This is a genomic window from Blastococcus sp. CT_GayMR19, from assembly GCF_004570385.1.
Taxonomy (GTDB): domain Bacteria; phylum Actinomycetota; class Actinomycetes; order Mycobacteriales; family Geodermatophilaceae; genus Blastococcus_B.
The window spans coordinates 21708-36807 of sequence record NZ_SPQL01000016.1; the positions used below are offsets into that span (position 1 = coordinate 21708).

The following is a 15100-nucleotide window of genomic DNA, read 5'->3' on the forward strand; positions in this document are numbered from 1 at the left end:
GGCCGTTACCGGCCCGTGGCCGAGGGGGCTCAGCGGTCCAGGATCTGGTCGGCGACCCACCCGGCGACGGCGAGGATGAGCCCGCCGAGAACGGCGGTCCCGATGCCGTCGATCGCCAGGCGGTCGGTCAGCCCGGCGGTGAGGGCGAGCAGGACGGCGTTGATCACCAGCAGGAACAGACCGAGGGTGAGGACGACGAAGGGCAGCGCCAGCAGCCGCAGGATCGGGCCCACGATCGCGTTGACCAGGCCGAAGATCAGCCCGATCCACAGGTAGGTGCCCGTCGCCCCCAGCGGCCCTTCGGGGTCCGGCAGCACGTCGAGGCCGGGCAGCACGTCGAACCGGGTGAGGCCGTAGAAGACCAGCGCCAGGAGCACGACCTTGAGCGCGAACTTGATCACGCGGGGGACGGTAGTGGCGGCGGTCCCCCGAATGGGGGACATCGGCCGGTATGGCCCTGTCCAGCGTCCCCGCCAGAGGGCGACAGATCGCCCTCGACGACCGCAGAATCCCCCGGTGACCAGCACCGACGCGCAGCTCGAGCTCCGCCCGCCGCGATGGTCGCGGGTCTGGGTCGTGGTGTTCCCGGTCGTCTTCGTGAGCACCATCGTGTCCGGCGTCGTCCCCCTGCGCGGCGACCCGGGCAGGGCGGCGAGTCTGCTCATCTGCGTCTTCGCCGCCGCTCTGGGCTGGCGGCTGTTCCGGCTGGCGGCGCTCGGCACCGCCGACGGGCGGCTGGTCCTGCGCAACCACTGGCGCGACCGGACGCTGCACCGCGACGACGTCACCGAGGTGACCGTCGAGCGGGTCGGGCGCGGGGGCAACCGGTCGGTGCACCTCCGGCTGCGCGACGGATCGACGGTCGGGTTGGACGTCACCGAGGTGCCGTTCCTCGGGCGCTCGCGGCTGGAGAGGCAGGCCGACGAGGTCCGGGCCTGGTTGTCGGCGCGGCCGGGGCCGTTCCTCTGAACCGCGACACGCGCTAGGCCGTTCTATCGATCTCTACGGTCGGCGCTAGAGAACGCCATACGGTGCTCGACATGGATCCCGTGCGGAACCCCTACGCCCCGGGGGCAGGCCAGCGCCCGCCCGAGCTGGCCGGCCGCGACACCGAGCTCTCGGCCTTCGACGTCGTCCTCGAGCGCATCGCGCACGGCCGCCCGGAACGCTCCCTCGTGCTCACCGGCCTGCGCGGGGTGGGCAAGACGGTGCTGCTCAACCAGCTGCGCTCGGCCGCGATCACGCGCGGCTGGGGAACGGGCAAGATCGAAGCAAGGCCGGAGCAGTCGCTGCGCCGGCCGGTCTCCTCCGCGCTGCACATGGCGCTGCGCGAGCTGGGACCCCGGCACCGCGACCAGGAGTCGATGGAGGAGGTCCTCGGCGTCGTCAAGGCCTTCGCCCAGCGCGTGACGCCGGCCGATGCCAAGGTCCGCGATCGCTGGCAGCCGGGCATCGACGTCCCTGCGGCGACCGGCCGGGCCGACTCCGGCGACATGGAGATCGACCTGGTCGAGCTGCTCAGCGACGCCGCGGGGGTGGCCGCGGACATCGGCAGCGGCATCGCGCTGTTCATCGACGAGATGCAGGACGTGCAGCCCGACGACGTCTCGGCCATCTGCGCCGCCTGCCACGAGCTCTCCCAGCAGGGTGCGCCGCTGATCGTCGTCGGCGCGGGCCTCCCCCACCTGCCCGCGGTGCTCAGCGCGTCCAAGAGCTACTCGGAGCGGCTGTTCCGCTACCTGCGCATCGACCGGCTCGACCGCGAGGCCGCCGACCGCGCGCTGCTCGCCCCGGCGGCGCGGGAGGACGTCGAGTTCGACCCCGCCGCCCTCGACGCGCTGTACGAGGCGGCCGACGGCTACCCCTACTTCGTGCAGGCCTACGGCAAGGTCACGTGGGACCTCGCGGCCTCCTCCCCCATCACCGCGGACGACGTCGCGATGGCGGCGCCCGTCGCCGAGGCCGAGCTGGCCGTGGGCTTCTTCGGCTCCCGCTACGACCGGGCCACCCCGGCCGAGCGGGAGTACATGCACGCGATGGCCGAGCTCGGCGGGGAGGCCGGGGCGGCGGTGTCCACCTCGGAGGTCGCCGTCTCCCTGGGCCGCAAGCCCGCGTCGCTCTCCCCTGCCCGCGACAGCCTCATCAAGAAGGGCCTCGTCTACTCGGCCGAGCGGGGGCAGATCGCCTTCACGGTGCCGCACTTCGGCCGCTACCTGCTCCGCCATCCCGACTGAGCTCGCCAGTCCGGCCACGATGGCCATTTCGGCCGCTGGAAGGGCCGAGGTCAGGCCGGGTGGGGAAGGGCGGCCGGCAGGAGCTCCGGTCCCGCCTCCGCCGGCCGTTCGGCGTCCACCGGGTGGGCCCGGACGGCGAGGACCGCCACGTCGTCCTCCACGCCGTCCCCGAGCAGCTCCTCGAGCAGCCGGTCGCACAGCACCGGGAGCGGCAGGTCGGCACAGCGCCGCACGATCTCCCGCACCTGCGCCCGCCCCTCGTCCAGCGGCACACCCCGGCGCTCGAACAGCCCGTCGGTGAACAGCAGCAGCGTGCTGCCTTCCGGCATGGGGACCAGCCCGTCCACGCGTGGGCCGAGCCAGCCGATGCCCAGCGGGGGACCGACCGGGACGGCGAGGTCGACGACCGTGCCGTCGGCGCCGAGGAGCATCGGGTCCGGATGGCCGGCCGAGGACCAGCGCAGCCGGCGCAACCCGGCCGCCCGGTCCTCCCGATTCTGCTCGATGCGGCAGACGAGCGCGGTCGCCAGGGTGGGGATGGCGAGCCCGACGAGCGCGAGGTCGACGCGCCGCAGCACCCCTGCGGGCTCTTCCAGCCGGTCGTAGGCGATCCCCCGCACGAGGGTCTTCACCTGTCCCATGGCGGCGGCTGCCTCGATGTCGTGACCCATCACGTCGCCGATGACCAGCACCGTGTCCCCGTCGGGCTGGAGGAAGGCGTCGTACCAGTCCCCGCCGATCGACACGCCCTGGGTCGCCGGCCGGTAGCGGACGGCGAGCTCCAGGTGGTCGGGCTGCACGGGAGGCGAGAGCAGGCTCAACTGGAGGCGCTCGGCCACCTGGTTGTTCGCGGCGGCGAGCCGGGCGTTGTCCAGTGCGAGAGCCGCGCGGCGGGAGGCGATCTCCGCCGTCCGCAGCTCCACCTCGGTGTGCGGTCCACGCTCGGGCTCGTTGATCAGGGTGAAGCCGCCGATGACCTCGCCGCGGGCCAGGAGCGGGAAGCCCGCGGCTGCGGCCGGCCGCAGCGGGGCCAGCGCCTGCCGGGCCTGCTCGTCGGGGACCATGGACAGGACGATCTCCTCCGTCAGCACCGGGAAGACCACCGGCCGGGGGTCGCGGAGCATGCGGGGAACGGGCGCGGTCACGTTGTTGGTCTGCACGCGCAGGTCGGCGTAGCGGTTCATCGCGTCGACCAGTGCGGGGTCCTTGTGCGCTCGCCCGACGTCCCGGCGCCTCCCGTCGGGGTCGATGACGCTCACCACGCACCAGTCGGCGAGCAGCGGCACGACCAGCTCCGCGAAGCGCTGGACCGCCTCGTCGGTGTCCAGTGTCGAGGTCATGGCCAGGTTGATGTCCCCGAGCAGCATCAGGTGCCGTCCGGACAACTCGGCCTCGGCAGCAGCCCGTTCCGCGGCCTCGACCGCCACCTCGCGCGCGGCGATGGCTGCGGCGCGCTCCTCGTCGGCGCGGCGCCGAGCCGTGACGTCGTCGTAAGTGACGACGAGCCCGCCGTCGGTGTGGAAGGCGTCGACCTGGAACCAGCTCTGCAGCGGCTCGTACCAGGCCTCGAAGCTGGCCGGCTGCCCCGTGGCCGCGACCCGGCGGTAGTGCTCCTCGAAGGGGCTGTCCACCGTCCCGGGGTACTTCTCCCAGATGACGCGGCCGACGATCCCGTCGACCCGCTCGCCCAGCAGCGTCGCGCCGGCGGGGTTCATGTAGCTGAACCGCCAGTCGTCGTCCAGGACGAACAGCGGACGCTCCATGCCCTCGACGGCCTGGAGCAGCAGGTCGCCGGGTGGCGGCACCGCCTCGTCCCGCGTCATGGCGACCACTCTGCCTCATCCGGCGCCCGCTGCCGGTGTTCGGCCGGAAGCCAGGGACGGCGTCCACCCGATCGGGACGGCCGGCGGCGTTCAGGACCTCCTTGGCAGCGGGAGGTGCGGGCGGCCAGAATCACGTGCCTGGCTCCAGCAGGGGCCCTGCAGAGCCGCAGGCTGGGGGAGGCCGTGGACGTCATCCGGGCCGACGCCTGCACCCGGCTGCCGGCCGATACCGGCGGGGCGTGGGCGGGCGGCACGGGCCCGGACGGCGTGGACCTGGTCCGCATGCTGGACGCGATGCCTGCCGGCTTCTGCCTCCTGGACCCCGAGTGGCGGTTCCGCTACGTCAACGGCGAGGCGGAGCGGCTGATGCGGCACCGCAGCGAGGAGGTCGTCGGCCGGACGGTGGCCGACATGTATCCGGAGACCGTCGGCAGCGTCTTCGAGGCGGCGTTCCGCACCGCGATGTGCTCCGGGGAGCCGGTGAGCTTCGAGGCGCCCTACCCGGGTCCGACGGCCGAGGGGTGGCTGGAGGTGCGCGCCTGGCCGGAGCCGGGCGGTCTCGCCGTCTACTTCCTCGACGTCACCGACCGCGTGCGGGCCGAGGAGGCCGCCCGCCGGGCGACCGGGCGGGCGGCGCTGCTCGCCTCGGTCACGGCGGAGCTGTCCGGCGCCCTGGACGGCGAGTCCGCGCTCGGGCGGCTGGCGCAGCTCGTCGTCCCCACGCTCGCCGATGGCTGCATCGTGACCGTCGTCGACCGCGAGGGGCGCGCCCGGGACGTCGGGTCCTGGCACGCGGATCCGCGCCGCCGGGCCATGCTGGAGCGGTACACCGAGATCCGCCTGGACACGCTCCCGATGACCTCCCCCGTGGCCCTGGCGCTGCACGCGGGCACCGCCGTGACGGAGTCGGTCACGTCCGTGCTCGACCTCATGCCGCCGGGGCCGGCGCGCGGGCTCCTGCAGGCGCTCGGCCCGGAGTCCGCTGTGGTCCTCCCCCTGCCCGCGGAGGAGCGGACGGTCGGCGTCCTCACGCTCTACCAGGATCCGGGACGCGATCTGGGGGACGACGACCTCGAGACCCTCGGGCAGGTGGCCGTCCAGGCGGGCCGGGCGATCGAGCGCGTGCACCGGCAGAGCCAGCAGGCCCAGCTGGCCGAGGCCCTCCAGCGCAGCCTGCTCACCGACCCGCCCGAGATCGACGACGCCGCGGTCGTCGTCCGGTACGTGCCGGCCGCCGAAGCCGCCCGCGTGGGCGGCGACTGGTACGACGCCTTCCTCCAGCGGGACGGCGCGGCCGTGGTCGTGATCGGCGACGTCGTCGGGCACGACACCGCGGCGGCAGCCGCGATGGGGCAGCTCCGCGGGCTGCTGCGGGGCATCGCCCACTACAGCGGGGCCGGCCCGGCCGAGGTGCTCCGCGGCCTGGACGAGGCCATCTGGGACATGCACACCGACACGCTCGCCACGGCGGCCGTCGCCCGCCTCGAGCGCGCCGACGGGAACGGCTGGACCCGTCTCCGGTGGGCCAACGCCGGGCATCCGCCGCCGTTGCTGCTGAGCCCCGACGGGGACGTGACCGTGCTCGGCGAGCCCGTCGGCGACCTCATGCTGGGCGTCGACCCCGCCGCCGAACGCGTCGAGACGGTCGTCCCACTGCAGCCCGGGACCGTCGTGCTCCTGTACAGCGACGGGCTGGTCGAGCGTCGCGGCAGCACCATCGACGCGGGCAGCGACCGACTGGTCGAGCACCTCCGCGAGCTGGCCGGCCGGCCGCTGGACGACCTCTGCGACGCCCTGCTGCGACGGATGCTGCTCGGCACTCCGGAGGACGACGTCGCCCTCCTCGCGGTGCGCATCGACCCCCGGGGCGCGGCCTCCTCCTGAGGGATCTCACCCCTCGGGGCCCAGAACTCCGCACCTCGGGGGTTGGGTGGTCGCCCGTCTGGGCATCCCGACCGTGTCCCACACACCGTGATCCTGAGGGGGGGAGGGCATGGGTCGACACACCTGGCCGCTACGACCGCTGCCGGACGGCCGCGGGGACGTCTGGCGGTGGAACCTGGCCGAGCTCGCCGAGCTGCCGGCGGCGCGAGCCGGTCTGCGCGGCAGACTCGGCGACGTCGGCTTCCCTGCGGACCACGACTCCGAGGATCCGGCGGCGGAACGACTGGTCCTCGCCTTCGACGAGCTGGCGTCCAACGCGCTGCGTCACGGGCAGGTGCCGGTCGTCGCGACGGTCGTCGCCGGCAGCGGCGGCTGGCTGATCGACGTCAGCGACCGCGCACCCGAGTCGATGCCCGCCCCCGCGGTCGACCGCGACCCGGCGCTCGGCGGGATGGGCCTGCACCTCGTGGCCCGGCTGTCGGTGGCGCACGGCTGGTACGTGGACGGCGGCGCCAAGCACGTCTGGGCCTGCCTGCCGTCGATCATCCGGGACCGCGAGCCCGCCCTGGCCTGAGGTGCTGACACTGCGGTCCTCCGGACCGCACCGCGGCCACGTGCCGTCCCCGTGTCCGTTGAGCCGTTTCGTCGCCCTGCGCGGAGCCCTCCGGCCCCACTCGGCGCGACACTGCACACCGCTCGGCACGGCTGTTCCACGTGCAACAACTGCCCCGGACATGCGTCGACCCCCGCGGCCGTCGGCAGCGGGGGTCGACGCGGTGCGGTCCGGAGGACCGCAATGTCACAGGCGTCACGGCACGACGAGGGAGAGCCCGCCCTTGCCGTACCCCTGGACCTCGACCACGAGGTCGATGCGGTTGAAGGCGGCCAGCATGCCCGCGATGTCGCCCGGGAGGTCGTCCCCCGGCGCGTACAGCTTGTGCAGCTTCGAGTGCGGCGCGCCCGGGGTGTTGAACAGCGCCGAGACGATGTTCACGACCTCGTGCAGGGCCTCGACCATCATGCCGCTGAGCTCGCCGTCCTCCTCGACCGCGTCCTGGCAGCCGCCGGCAGGCAGCAGGGCAAGGCCACCGGCGGTGTAGGCCGACGCCGCGAGGTCCATCAGGCAGAGCGCGTTGACCGACATGTCGGGCGCGACGTAGACCGCGACGGAGACCGGGCGGTCCGGCGCCGGGGTGACGGGTGCGCCGGGCGAGACCACCACGGTGCGGCCGACCAGGCCCTCGAGCATCTCGCGGACGTCCTTGGGGGCGGGAAGCGTCACGGTGCTCACGCGATCACGCCGTCCAGGTGCTCGTTGAAGGTGTCGGCGGTGAACGGCTTGGCGATGAGGAAGAGGGCGCCGGCGTTGGCCGCCTTCTCCCGCATCTCCGGGGAGCCCTCCGAGGTGACGAAGCCGAACGGCACGGCCGAACCGGAGGCACGCATGGCCTGGAGGCACTCGATGCCGGTCATGTTCGGCATGTTCCAGTCGGAGAGGACGAGGTCCGGCTTCTCCGAGGTGACCTTGGCCAGCGCGTCGGCGCCGTCCTCGGCCTCGACGATGTCGTGGTCGTCGTAGCCGGCCTGCCGCAGGGTGCGGATGACGATCTGCCGCATGACGCGGCTGTCGTCGGCGACAAGGATCTTCACAGTGACACTCCGTTCTCGGTGCTGCGCGGTTCTGGGGAATGGGTCAGTTCTGGGGGGCGCCGGGGAGCGCGGGAAGCGCGCCCTGGACGGAGATCGACAGCGGCTCGCCGCGCCACAGGACGTCGAGGCGGCACACGTCGGCCGGGTTGCGGACCGCCGGGGCGTCGCCGACGTCGGGGAGGCTCAGCGCGGACGGGCCGGGCAGGGCCGCCTTGACGTTGCCGCCGACCACGTTGGCGATCTCGCCGAAGGCATCGGCGATGTCCTCGTCCTCGAGTTCGTCGGGCGCGTGGTCCCCGAGCAGCGCCCGGGTCAGCCCGGCAGCCGTCTCGCGTCCCGTGGTGAGGACGACGGTGCCGGTCCACGGGCCGACGACGTCGACCCAGCTGGACACGATGTCGCCGGTGAGCTCGCCCGGGATCGGCAGGAGGATCTCGTCCTCGCCGACCAGAGCGGTCCAGGCGTCCTCGGCGATCGACTGGACGGTGGCCTCGTCGATCAGCTCGGTGATGACCGGGCGGGTCTCGCCGCTCCGGCGGCGCTCGCCGGTGTCCACGTCGTTCACAGCGCGACCTCCTGGGGGAGCAGGCCGAGCAGCGCGAGCTTGTCGCGGAAGGCGTCGGCGGTGAAGGGCTTGATCATGTACTCGTGGGCGCCGGCCGCCAGGGCCCGCACGATCTGGGTGTGCTCGCTCTCCGACGTGACCATCATGATGGTCAGCTGCCGATAGGCGGGGTTGGCGCGGACGGCCGAGACGAACTGCAGTCCGTCCATGACCGGCATGTTCCAGTCCACGCAGACCAGCTCGGGCAGCCAGCCACCGTCGAGGACGTCGAGGCCCTCGCGGCCGTGACCGGCCTGCTGGGTTTCGTAGCCGAGACCCTCGAGGATCCCGGAGACGATCCGGCGCATCGCGCGGGAGTCGTCGATCACAAGTGCACGCACGTCAGTTCCCCTTCAGCGGGCGGTAGGCGGAGCTGCGGCCGACGACGACCCGCTCCCAGGAGTCGTCCACCCCGAGCGTCGTCTCCGCCGCACCGAGGAACAGCCATCCGTCGGGGCGCATGAGTTCGCGCACGCGGCGGAGGATCGCCTGCTTGGTGGGCAGGTCGAAGTAGATGAGCACGTTGCGCAGGTAGACCACGTCGAACGGGCCCATCCGCGGCAGCGGCGCTGCGAGGTTGCACTCGCTGGCGGTGACCATGCGCCGCAGCTGCGGCGCGACCTCCCACTCGCTGCCGGCCCGCGTGAAGTGGCGGACGAGCATCGGGGCCGGCAGGCCACGGTTGACCTCGAGCTGGCTGAACCGGCCGGCCTTCGTCCGCTCGACCATCTCCCGTGACAGGTCCGTCGCGGTGATCGAGACCCGGCTGGCCGCGTTCGGGATCGCATCCTCGAGGAGCATGGCGATCGTGTACGGCTCCTGGCCGCTGGAGCAGGCCGCGGACCAGATCTGCAGCCGCTCGTTCGGGCCGCGGGCCGCGAGGAGGGCGGGCATCACGGTCGAGGTCAGCGCGGTGAACGGATCGCCGTCGCGGAACCACGACGTCTCGTTCGTGGTCAGCGCCTCGACGATCTGCCGGGTGCTGTCGGGGCTGGGCCGGCTGCGGACGGACTCGACGTAGGTCGAGACGTCGGGAATCCCCATCTGCCGGGCGATGGGCAGCAGCCGCGCCTCGACGAGGTACTCCTTGCCCGGCTGGAGGACGATCGCGCTCTCCTTGTGGACGAGCGCGCGCACCCAGTCGAAGCTGGTGGCGGTCAGGGTCATCGGGGTCCCCCGGTCAGCGTGGCGGCGGTACGAGCGGTGCCCACCCCGGCGAGATGCCGGGCGATGGCCTCGGGCATGCGTTCCAGCGGCAGGACCTCGTCCGCGAGGCCGGCCTGGCTGATGGCGCCGGGCATGCCCCACACGACGGAGGTGGCCTGGTCCTGGACCACGACCGTGCCGCCGGCGGCGCGGACCTCGGCGGCGCCGTTGCGCCCGTCGGAGCCCATCCCGGTCAGCACGACCGCCAGGACGGCACCCTCGTAGACGGCGACGACCGAGCGGAACAGCGGGTCCACCGCCGGGCGGCAGAAGTTCTCCGGCGGGCCCTGGTTGAGCGAGGTGTGCGGGCCGCGTGCGCCCCCGCGGACCACCAGGTGGTGGTCGCCGGGCGCGAGGTGGACGGTGCCGGGCAGCAGCGGCGTGCCGTCGACCGCCTCGACGACGCGGAGCGGGCTGAGGCGGTCGAGCCGCTGCGCGAACTGGCGGGTGAAGACCGGGGGCATGTGCTGGACGATGAGCACCGGCACGGTCAGGGCCGCCGGCAGCTGAGGCAGCACCCGGGCCAGGGCCTCGGGGCCGCCGGTCGAGGACCCGATGACGAGGACCGCGGGCTTCTTGCTCGGGCCGGTCCGAGGCGCCGCGGGACGGGGCGGGGCCACGGCTGCGGCGGCGCGGGCCGGGCCGCCGGTCACCGGGCGTCCGGTGAGCGCCTTGATCTTCGGGATGAGCTGCTCGCGCACGCTCTCCATCGACTGGCCGACGCTGCCCACGTTCGCGGGCTTGGTCACGTACTCGTTCGCGCCCGCCGACAGTGCGTCGAGGGTCGCGGAGGCGCCGCGCTCGGTCAGCGTGCTGAACATGATGATCGGGACGCGGCTGCGCGTGGCGCGGATCGCGCGTACCGCGTCGATGCCGTTCATCTCCGGCATCTCGATGTCCATCGTGATGAGGTCGGGCTTCAGGGCCTCGAGCTTGGCGAGGGCCACCTTGCCGTTGACGGCAGTACCCACGACCTCGATGTCGGGATCCGCGGACAGCACGTCGGTCACGATCTTCCGGACGACGACCGAGTCGTCGACGACCATCACCCTGATCGGGTTCACGCGTGATCCTCCTGCTTCCCTGCTGGGGTTCAGCCCCGCAGGCTGCCGTTCTCTTTATCGGCAGCCGGCCGGAAGGCTTGAGCGCATCGCAGCGGCAAAAGCCGGGAACGGCGCGGGTCCGGGGGGCCGGACCGCCTCCACGACGATTTCGGCCGTGCGCAACCGAACTTCACGCGAACGGACCGATCCGGTCCGGAAGGGGCACGAGCGACGGATCGACCGGCCGGTCGCCGTGCGCCACGCGTGCCGGTCCTCAGCGGGCCACGCGGGCGCGTCTGTGCGGAAACCGGGGACTGGATCGCCGTTCGGCCCCGATTTCTGCACAGTCGCGCGCACGGAGCGGCCCGAGCGCCGACCGGGCCGGGGGAACTACCCCAGGTTCGGGGCGAGCGGGTCCGCCGAGGCGGACGGATCGGGCCGGGAGGTGCGGTCAGCGGCCGCCGGTCACCCGGGCCCACGGAGCACGGAGCACCGCGAGGGAGACCTCGTCGAGCAGGTCGCCCATGTACAGGCCCTGCACGCACCCGGCGACGGCGTTCCAGGCTCCGGACGCGCCGTCCCGGCCGTCGAAGCCGCCGTCCAGGAACGCCTGCACGGCGTGCAGTTGGACGGCGGCGAGATCCCGCGTCCGGCCGGAGACATGCGCGGCCCACGAGGCCTCGTGCATCGCGCCGGCCCACGGGCGGTGCTCGGCCCGCCCCTCGTCGACGGCGGCGCGCCACCGGTCGCGACCGGCGTCGTCGAGGTCCCGGACGGCCGCGAGGAAGGTCTGCAGCTCGTCCCCGAGGTCGACGGCGAACCCGGCGGAGAACGGTCCCCCGTCGGTCACGCGGTCGAGGGCGGAGGTGAGCTCGCGGCGCACCAGCGGCGGCAGCACGCCGGCCGCCCAGAAGCCGACGGCGGCGTCGGCCAGCACCTCGGCGGCCTCGTCCCGCAGCTCGGGGTCCAGGCCGGCCACGGCCGGGTGCTCGGAGCCCAGGACGTCGTCCCGGAGCAGTCGCTCGAGGGTGGGGGCGTCGCCGATCGTGCCCTGTTCCAGCTGCGCGACGAGGACGGCGGCGCGGTCGCGTGCGTCGCCGGCGGCGGCGTCGCGCACGTGCGGGACGGAGGCGGCCATCTCGCGGGCACGGCGGGAGCGGACGGCACGGACGCCGCGCTGCTCGCGCTCGAGCCCCCGGGCGGGATGGGCGGCGGCGACGCGGGTGAGATCGGTGGCGTCGGCGGCGAGACCGATCAGGAGGACTTCGGCGACCGCCCGGCCGGCGGGCAGCCGCACCAGGTCGAAGCCGAGCGTCGCGGCACTGACCAGGGAGTAGGGCATGGCTCGCCTCCAGGGGTGGGTCTGACCATGCTGGTCGACCCACCCGGTCGGGCGCCATCCGACGACACCCGGTCATCACCCCATGGCAGGAGAGCGAGGGGTGACGGCCGCGTGTTCTCTCCGCCTCTGTTACTGAAGATGACTCTCAGTAGCCGATCGGGAGGCCGTCGTCCGCAGCTCGCCAGAGCCTCCTCCGGGCCGACCGGCCGCATCCACCCCTACAGGCGAACCCACCTTCACGTCGTGCTGGACGGGGACGCACGACAGACCGGCCCGGGCCTGCGGGCGCAGGTCCGGGCCGGTGTCGGGCGTCGGGAGAGCGGCTCAGGCGCCGACGGCCTTGTGGACGTCGAGCGCCAGCAGCAGCTTGCCGTCCAGCTTGTAGGCACCGCGGATGAGGTCGCGGGCCGAGCCCTCGAGCGTGTCCGGCGGAGCCTCGAAGTCACTGGCGTCCACGTCCACGACGTCGGCGATCGAGTCGACGAGCAGGCTGACCGCCTCCCCGCGCAGACGCACGACGATGACGACGGCGTCGGTGCCCTCGGGGCGGGGGGGCCGGCCGAGACGCTCACGCAGCTCGATCGCGGTGACCACCTGACCGCGCAGGTTGATCAGCCCGGCCACCGCGGACGGCGCCAGGGGAACGCGCGTCAGCTGCTGGCTGCGCAGCACCTCCTGCACGTGCTCCACCTCCACGCCGTAGAGGTCGCCGTCCAGCCGGAAGGTGGCCAGCTGCCCGCTGGCGGCGGGCGCCTTGTTCTCGATCGCGGCAGTCACGTCAGACCTCCAGCAGAGAGGTGGTGGTGCCCTCGGGCACCGTGGGAAGGGGGGTGAGGGCGGTGGGGTGGGTGGAATAGAACGCCGGGTCGGCCGCCAGGATCGCCGCGCGCACGTCCAGGAGCTCGGTCACCCGGTCGCCGAGGACGGCGGAACCGAGCAGGCCCAGGTCGTCGATGTCGCTGCGCACGGCCGCCTCGCCGTCGACGATGTCGAGGATCTCCTCGACGACGATCGCGACGCTGCGCCCGTGGTCGGCGTACACGATGACCTCGAGGACCTCGCGCTCGCTGTCGTTGTAAGCGCCCAGGTGCCGGTCGAGGCGGACGATCGGCAGGATCGCGCCGCGGTACTGCACGACCTCCCGGTTGCCGACCTTCTCCACCGCGTCGGTGCGCACCAGCTCGAGGCGGGTGACCGTGTCGAGCGGGATGGCGACGCGGCGTCCGCCGCCGATCGCGGCCAGCAGCATCCGCTGCCGCTCGGTCTCGACGGTCGCCGCAGCGGCGGCCGCGCGGGACTCCTGGCGGTCCACGGTCTCGGTGCGCAGCGCGCGCCGGGCGAGGGCCTGCACGTCGAGGATCAGCGCGACGGTGCCGTCGCCGAGCACCGTGGCGCCCGAGTACAGGCCGATCGCCTTGAGCTGGCCACCGACCGCCTTGACGACGATCTCCTCGGTGTTGATGACGCGGTCGACGACGAGGCCGAAGCGGCGTCCCTCCGACCGGAGGACGGCGATGACGACGTGGCCGTCGTGCCGCTCGGAGGTGAGTCCGAGGACGTCGGTGAGGCGGACCAGGGGAAGCAGCTCGCCGCGCAGCCGGTACACCTGCGCGCCGCCCACCTCCTCGACGGCGTTCGCGGCCTTCTCGGCGTCGAGGGAGACGAGCTCCTGCAGGCTGATCTGCGGGATGGCGTAGCGGTCGGAGGCGCACTCGACGGTGAGCGCGGGCACGATCGCCAGCGTCAGCGGGATGCGCAGCCGGCAGACGGTCCCCACACCGGCCTCGGACTCGACCTCGATCGTGCCGCCGATGGCCTCGATGTTGGTCTTGACCACGTCCATGCCGACGCCGCGGCCGGAGACGTTGGTGACCGCCGCGGCCGTGGAGAAGCCGGGCAGGAAGATCAGCTGGAGGATGTCGGCCGGGCTCATCCGGTTGAGCGCGTCGACGGTGATCAGGCCGCGCTCCACCGCCTTCGCGCCGAGCTTGGCCGGGTCGATGCCCGCGCCGTCGTCGGCGACCTCGACCACGACCTGGCCGCTCTCGTGCTTGGCGCGCAGCGTCAGGACGCCCTCGGCGGGCTTGCCCGCGGCCTTGCGGGCGTCGGGCTTCTCGACGCCGTGGTCGACGGAGTTGCGGACCAGGTGGGTCAACGGGTCCTTGACGGCCTCGAGCAGCGTCTTGTCGAGCTCGGTGTCCTTGCCCTCCATCTCCAGGCGCACCGACTTGCCGCACTGGATGCCGAGGTCGCGGACGACGCGGGGCAGCTTGGACCAGATGTGGTCGATCGGCTGCATGCGCGTCTTCATGACGCCCTCCTGCAGCTCGCTGGCGATGAGGTTCAGCCGCTGCGAGGAGCGGATGAGGTCCGTGTCGGTCTGCTTCGCGACGTTCTGGACGATCTGGTTGCGGGTCAGCACCAGCTCACCCACGAGCAGCATGAGCTCGTCGAGCAGGTCGACGTCGACGCGGATGGTGCTGTCGGCGACCGCCCGGCGTCCCTGGCCGCCCGCGCCGTCGGTGTCGGGGTGGTCGACGGACTCCGGCGCGACCGGCTCCTCGACGATGCGCTCGGCCATGACTACGGGGGCTCCCTGGAGCAGGTCGTCGACGAGAACGGCCGGCAGCTCCGGAGCTGCGGGCACGGGGGCCGGCTTCTTCGCCGCGGGGGCGGCCTTCGCGCGCGGGGCCGCCGCCTTGCGGGCGGGGGCCTTCCTCGCGGCCGGTGCCTTCCTCGCGGCGGGGGCCTTCGCGGGCGCCTTGGCGGGGGCCTTGGCGACCGGCGCAGGTGCGGGGGCCGGGGCCGGCTCGGCGGGGGCGTCCTCCATCGCGGCGCTGATCGCGGCGACGACGGCGGAGACGTCGACCGCACCCTCGCCGCCGGTCGCCTCGATCGAGGCCAGGAGCGCGCGGACGGTGTCGACCATCTGCAGCAGCACGCTGGTCCGGGTGGGGGTCAGCTCGAGCGCGCCGTCGCGCAGCCGGGACAGCATGTTCTCGCCGCCGTGCGTGACCTCCTCCAGCCGGTTGAAGGCCAGGAAGCCGCTCGTGCCCTTGATCGTGTGGATCGTCCGGAAGATGCTGGACAGCCGGTCGCGGGAGTTGGGCTCCTGCTCGAGGGCGACCAGGTCAGAGTCCAGCTGGTCGAGGTTCTCGTGGCTCTCCACCAGGAACTCTTCGACGATGTCGTCCAGACCGTCCACGGTTACTGCCTTCTCTCTCACGTCGCGGACGGGCTCGTGGGCCGCGTCCGGTTGGGTCATCGGCCTGCCGCCGGCGGAGTCAAGGTGAATCCGTCCGGCGACAGCCGTC

15 protein-coding genes are annotated in these 15100 nt (G+C 73.2%); 4 read left to right on the forward strand and 11 right to left on the reverse strand.

The annotated features are described in order from the left end of the window. Positions 1–29: 29 nt before the first annotated feature. Positions 30–401, reverse strand: a complete 372-nt coding sequence (locus E4P39_RS18450; protein WP_209306611.1) for a phage holin family protein — start codon at positions 399–401, stop codon at positions 30–32. Between the two features lie 115 nt (positions 402–516). Between E4P39_RS18450 and E4P39_RS18455 the strand changes: the two genes are divergently transcribed. After that, entirely contained in the window at positions 517–969 is a 453-nt protein-coding gene (locus E4P39_RS18455; protein ID WP_135138054.1) for a hypothetical protein, read from the forward strand. Positions 970–1040: 71 nt separating this feature from the next. Continuing rightward, complete coding sequence (locus tag E4P39_RS18460; RefSeq protein ID WP_135138055.1) at positions 1041–2234, forward strand: ATP-binding protein; 1194 nt, start codon at positions 1041–1043, stop codon at positions 2232–2234. 50 nt (positions 2235–2284) lie between these two features. Here E4P39_RS18460 and E4P39_RS18465 read toward each other — a convergent pair whose 3' ends face one another. Beyond that, on the reverse strand, positions 2285–4057 hold the full coding sequence (locus E4P39_RS18465) for a SpoIIE family protein phosphatase (RefSeq protein WP_135138056.1): 1773 nt from the start codon (positions 4055–4057) through the stop codon (positions 2285–2287). A 183-nt stretch (positions 4058–4240) separates the two neighbouring features. Here E4P39_RS18465 and E4P39_RS18470 point away from each other — a divergent pair, with 183 nt between their 5' ends. Further along, complete coding sequence (locus E4P39_RS18470; protein WP_245159942.1) at positions 4241–5941, forward strand: SpoIIE family protein phosphatase; 1701 nt, start codon at positions 4241–4243, stop codon at positions 5939–5941. 109 nt (positions 5942–6050) lie between these two features. Further along, positions 6051–6515: an ATP-binding protein gene (locus tag E4P39_RS18475; protein WP_135138057.1), complete on the forward strand. Its 465-nt coding sequence runs from the start codon at positions 6051–6053 to the stop codon at positions 6513–6515. A 234-nt stretch (positions 6516–6749) separates the two neighbouring features. Here E4P39_RS18475 and E4P39_RS18480 read toward each other — a convergent pair whose 3' ends face one another. The 9 genes from E4P39_RS18480 to E4P39_RS18520 all read right to left on the reverse strand — a co-directional run bounded on the left by E4P39_RS18480 (position 6750) and on the right by E4P39_RS18520 (position 14991). Continuing rightward, on the reverse strand, positions 6750–7232 hold the full coding sequence (locus tag E4P39_RS18480; RefSeq protein ID WP_245159943.1) for a hypothetical protein: 483 nt from the start codon (positions 7230–7232) through the stop codon (positions 6750–6752). Continuing rightward, positions 7229–7591, reverse strand: a complete 363-nt coding sequence (locus tag E4P39_RS18485; RefSeq protein WP_135138058.1) for a response regulator — start codon at positions 7589–7591, stop codon at positions 7229–7231. Before E4P39_RS18485 ends, E4P39_RS18480 begins: the two co-directional genes overlap by 4 nt. Positions 7592–7634: 43 nt before the next feature. After that, complete coding sequence (locus E4P39_RS18490) at positions 7635–8156, reverse strand: chemotaxis protein CheX (protein ID WP_135138059.1); 522 nt, start codon at positions 8154–8156, stop codon at positions 7635–7637. Further along, complete coding sequence (locus E4P39_RS18495; protein ID WP_135138060.1) at positions 8153–8536, reverse strand: response regulator; 384 nt, start codon at positions 8534–8536, stop codon at positions 8153–8155. Before E4P39_RS18495 ends, E4P39_RS18490 begins: the two co-directional genes overlap by 4 nt. 1 nt (position 8537) lies before the next feature. Beyond that, a complete protein-coding gene (locus tag E4P39_RS18500; RefSeq protein ID WP_135138061.1) occupies positions 8538–9362 on the reverse strand; it encodes a protein-glutamate O-methyltransferase CheR in 825 nt (274 codons plus the stop codon). Continuing rightward, positions 9359–10465, reverse strand: coding sequence for a chemotaxis response regulator protein-glutamate methylesterase (locus tag E4P39_RS18505; protein WP_135138062.1), 1107 nt, complete (start codon positions 10463–10465; stop codon positions 9359–9361). The genes E4P39_RS18500 and E4P39_RS18505 overlap by 4 nt, the downstream gene beginning before the upstream one ends. 430 nt (positions 10466–10895) lie before the next feature. Further along, positions 10896–11786: a hypothetical protein gene (locus E4P39_RS18510; protein WP_135138063.1), complete on the reverse strand. Its 891-nt coding sequence runs from the start codon at positions 11784–11786 to the stop codon at positions 10896–10898. A gap of 324 nt (positions 11787–12110) precedes the next feature. Continuing rightward, positions 12111–12563 (reverse strand): chemotaxis protein CheW, encoded by a 453-nt coding sequence (locus E4P39_RS18515; RefSeq protein WP_209306612.1) that lies wholly within the window; start codon positions 12561–12563, stop codon positions 12111–12113. 1 nt (position 12564) lies between these two features. After that, positions 12565–14991 (reverse strand): chemotaxis protein CheA, encoded by a 2427-nt coding sequence (locus tag E4P39_RS18520; RefSeq protein WP_135138064.1) that lies wholly within the window; start codon positions 14989–14991, stop codon positions 12565–12567. Positions 14992–15100 lie beyond the last annotated feature (109 nt).

Coding starts and splice junctions, on each gene's coding strand:
- E4P39_RS18475 (WP_135138057.1), top strand. CDS start 6,051: ATGGGTCGACACACCTGGCCGCTACGACCGCTGCCGGACGGCCGCGGG.
- E4P39_RS18500 (WP_135138061.1), bottom strand. CDS start 9,362: ATGACCCTGACCGCCACCAGCTTCGACTGGGTGCGCGCGCTCGTCCAC.
- E4P39_RS18465 (WP_135138056.1), bottom strand. CDS start 4,057: ATGACGCGGGACGAGGCGGTGCCGCCACCCGGCGACCTGCTGCTCCAG.
- E4P39_RS18460 (WP_135138055.1), top strand. CDS start 1,041: ATGGATCCCGTGCGGAACCCCTACGCCCCGGGGGCAGGCCAGCGCCCG.
- E4P39_RS18510 (WP_135138063.1), bottom strand. CDS start 11,786: ATGCCCTACTCCCTGGTCAGTGCCGCGACGCTCGGCTTCGACCTGGTG.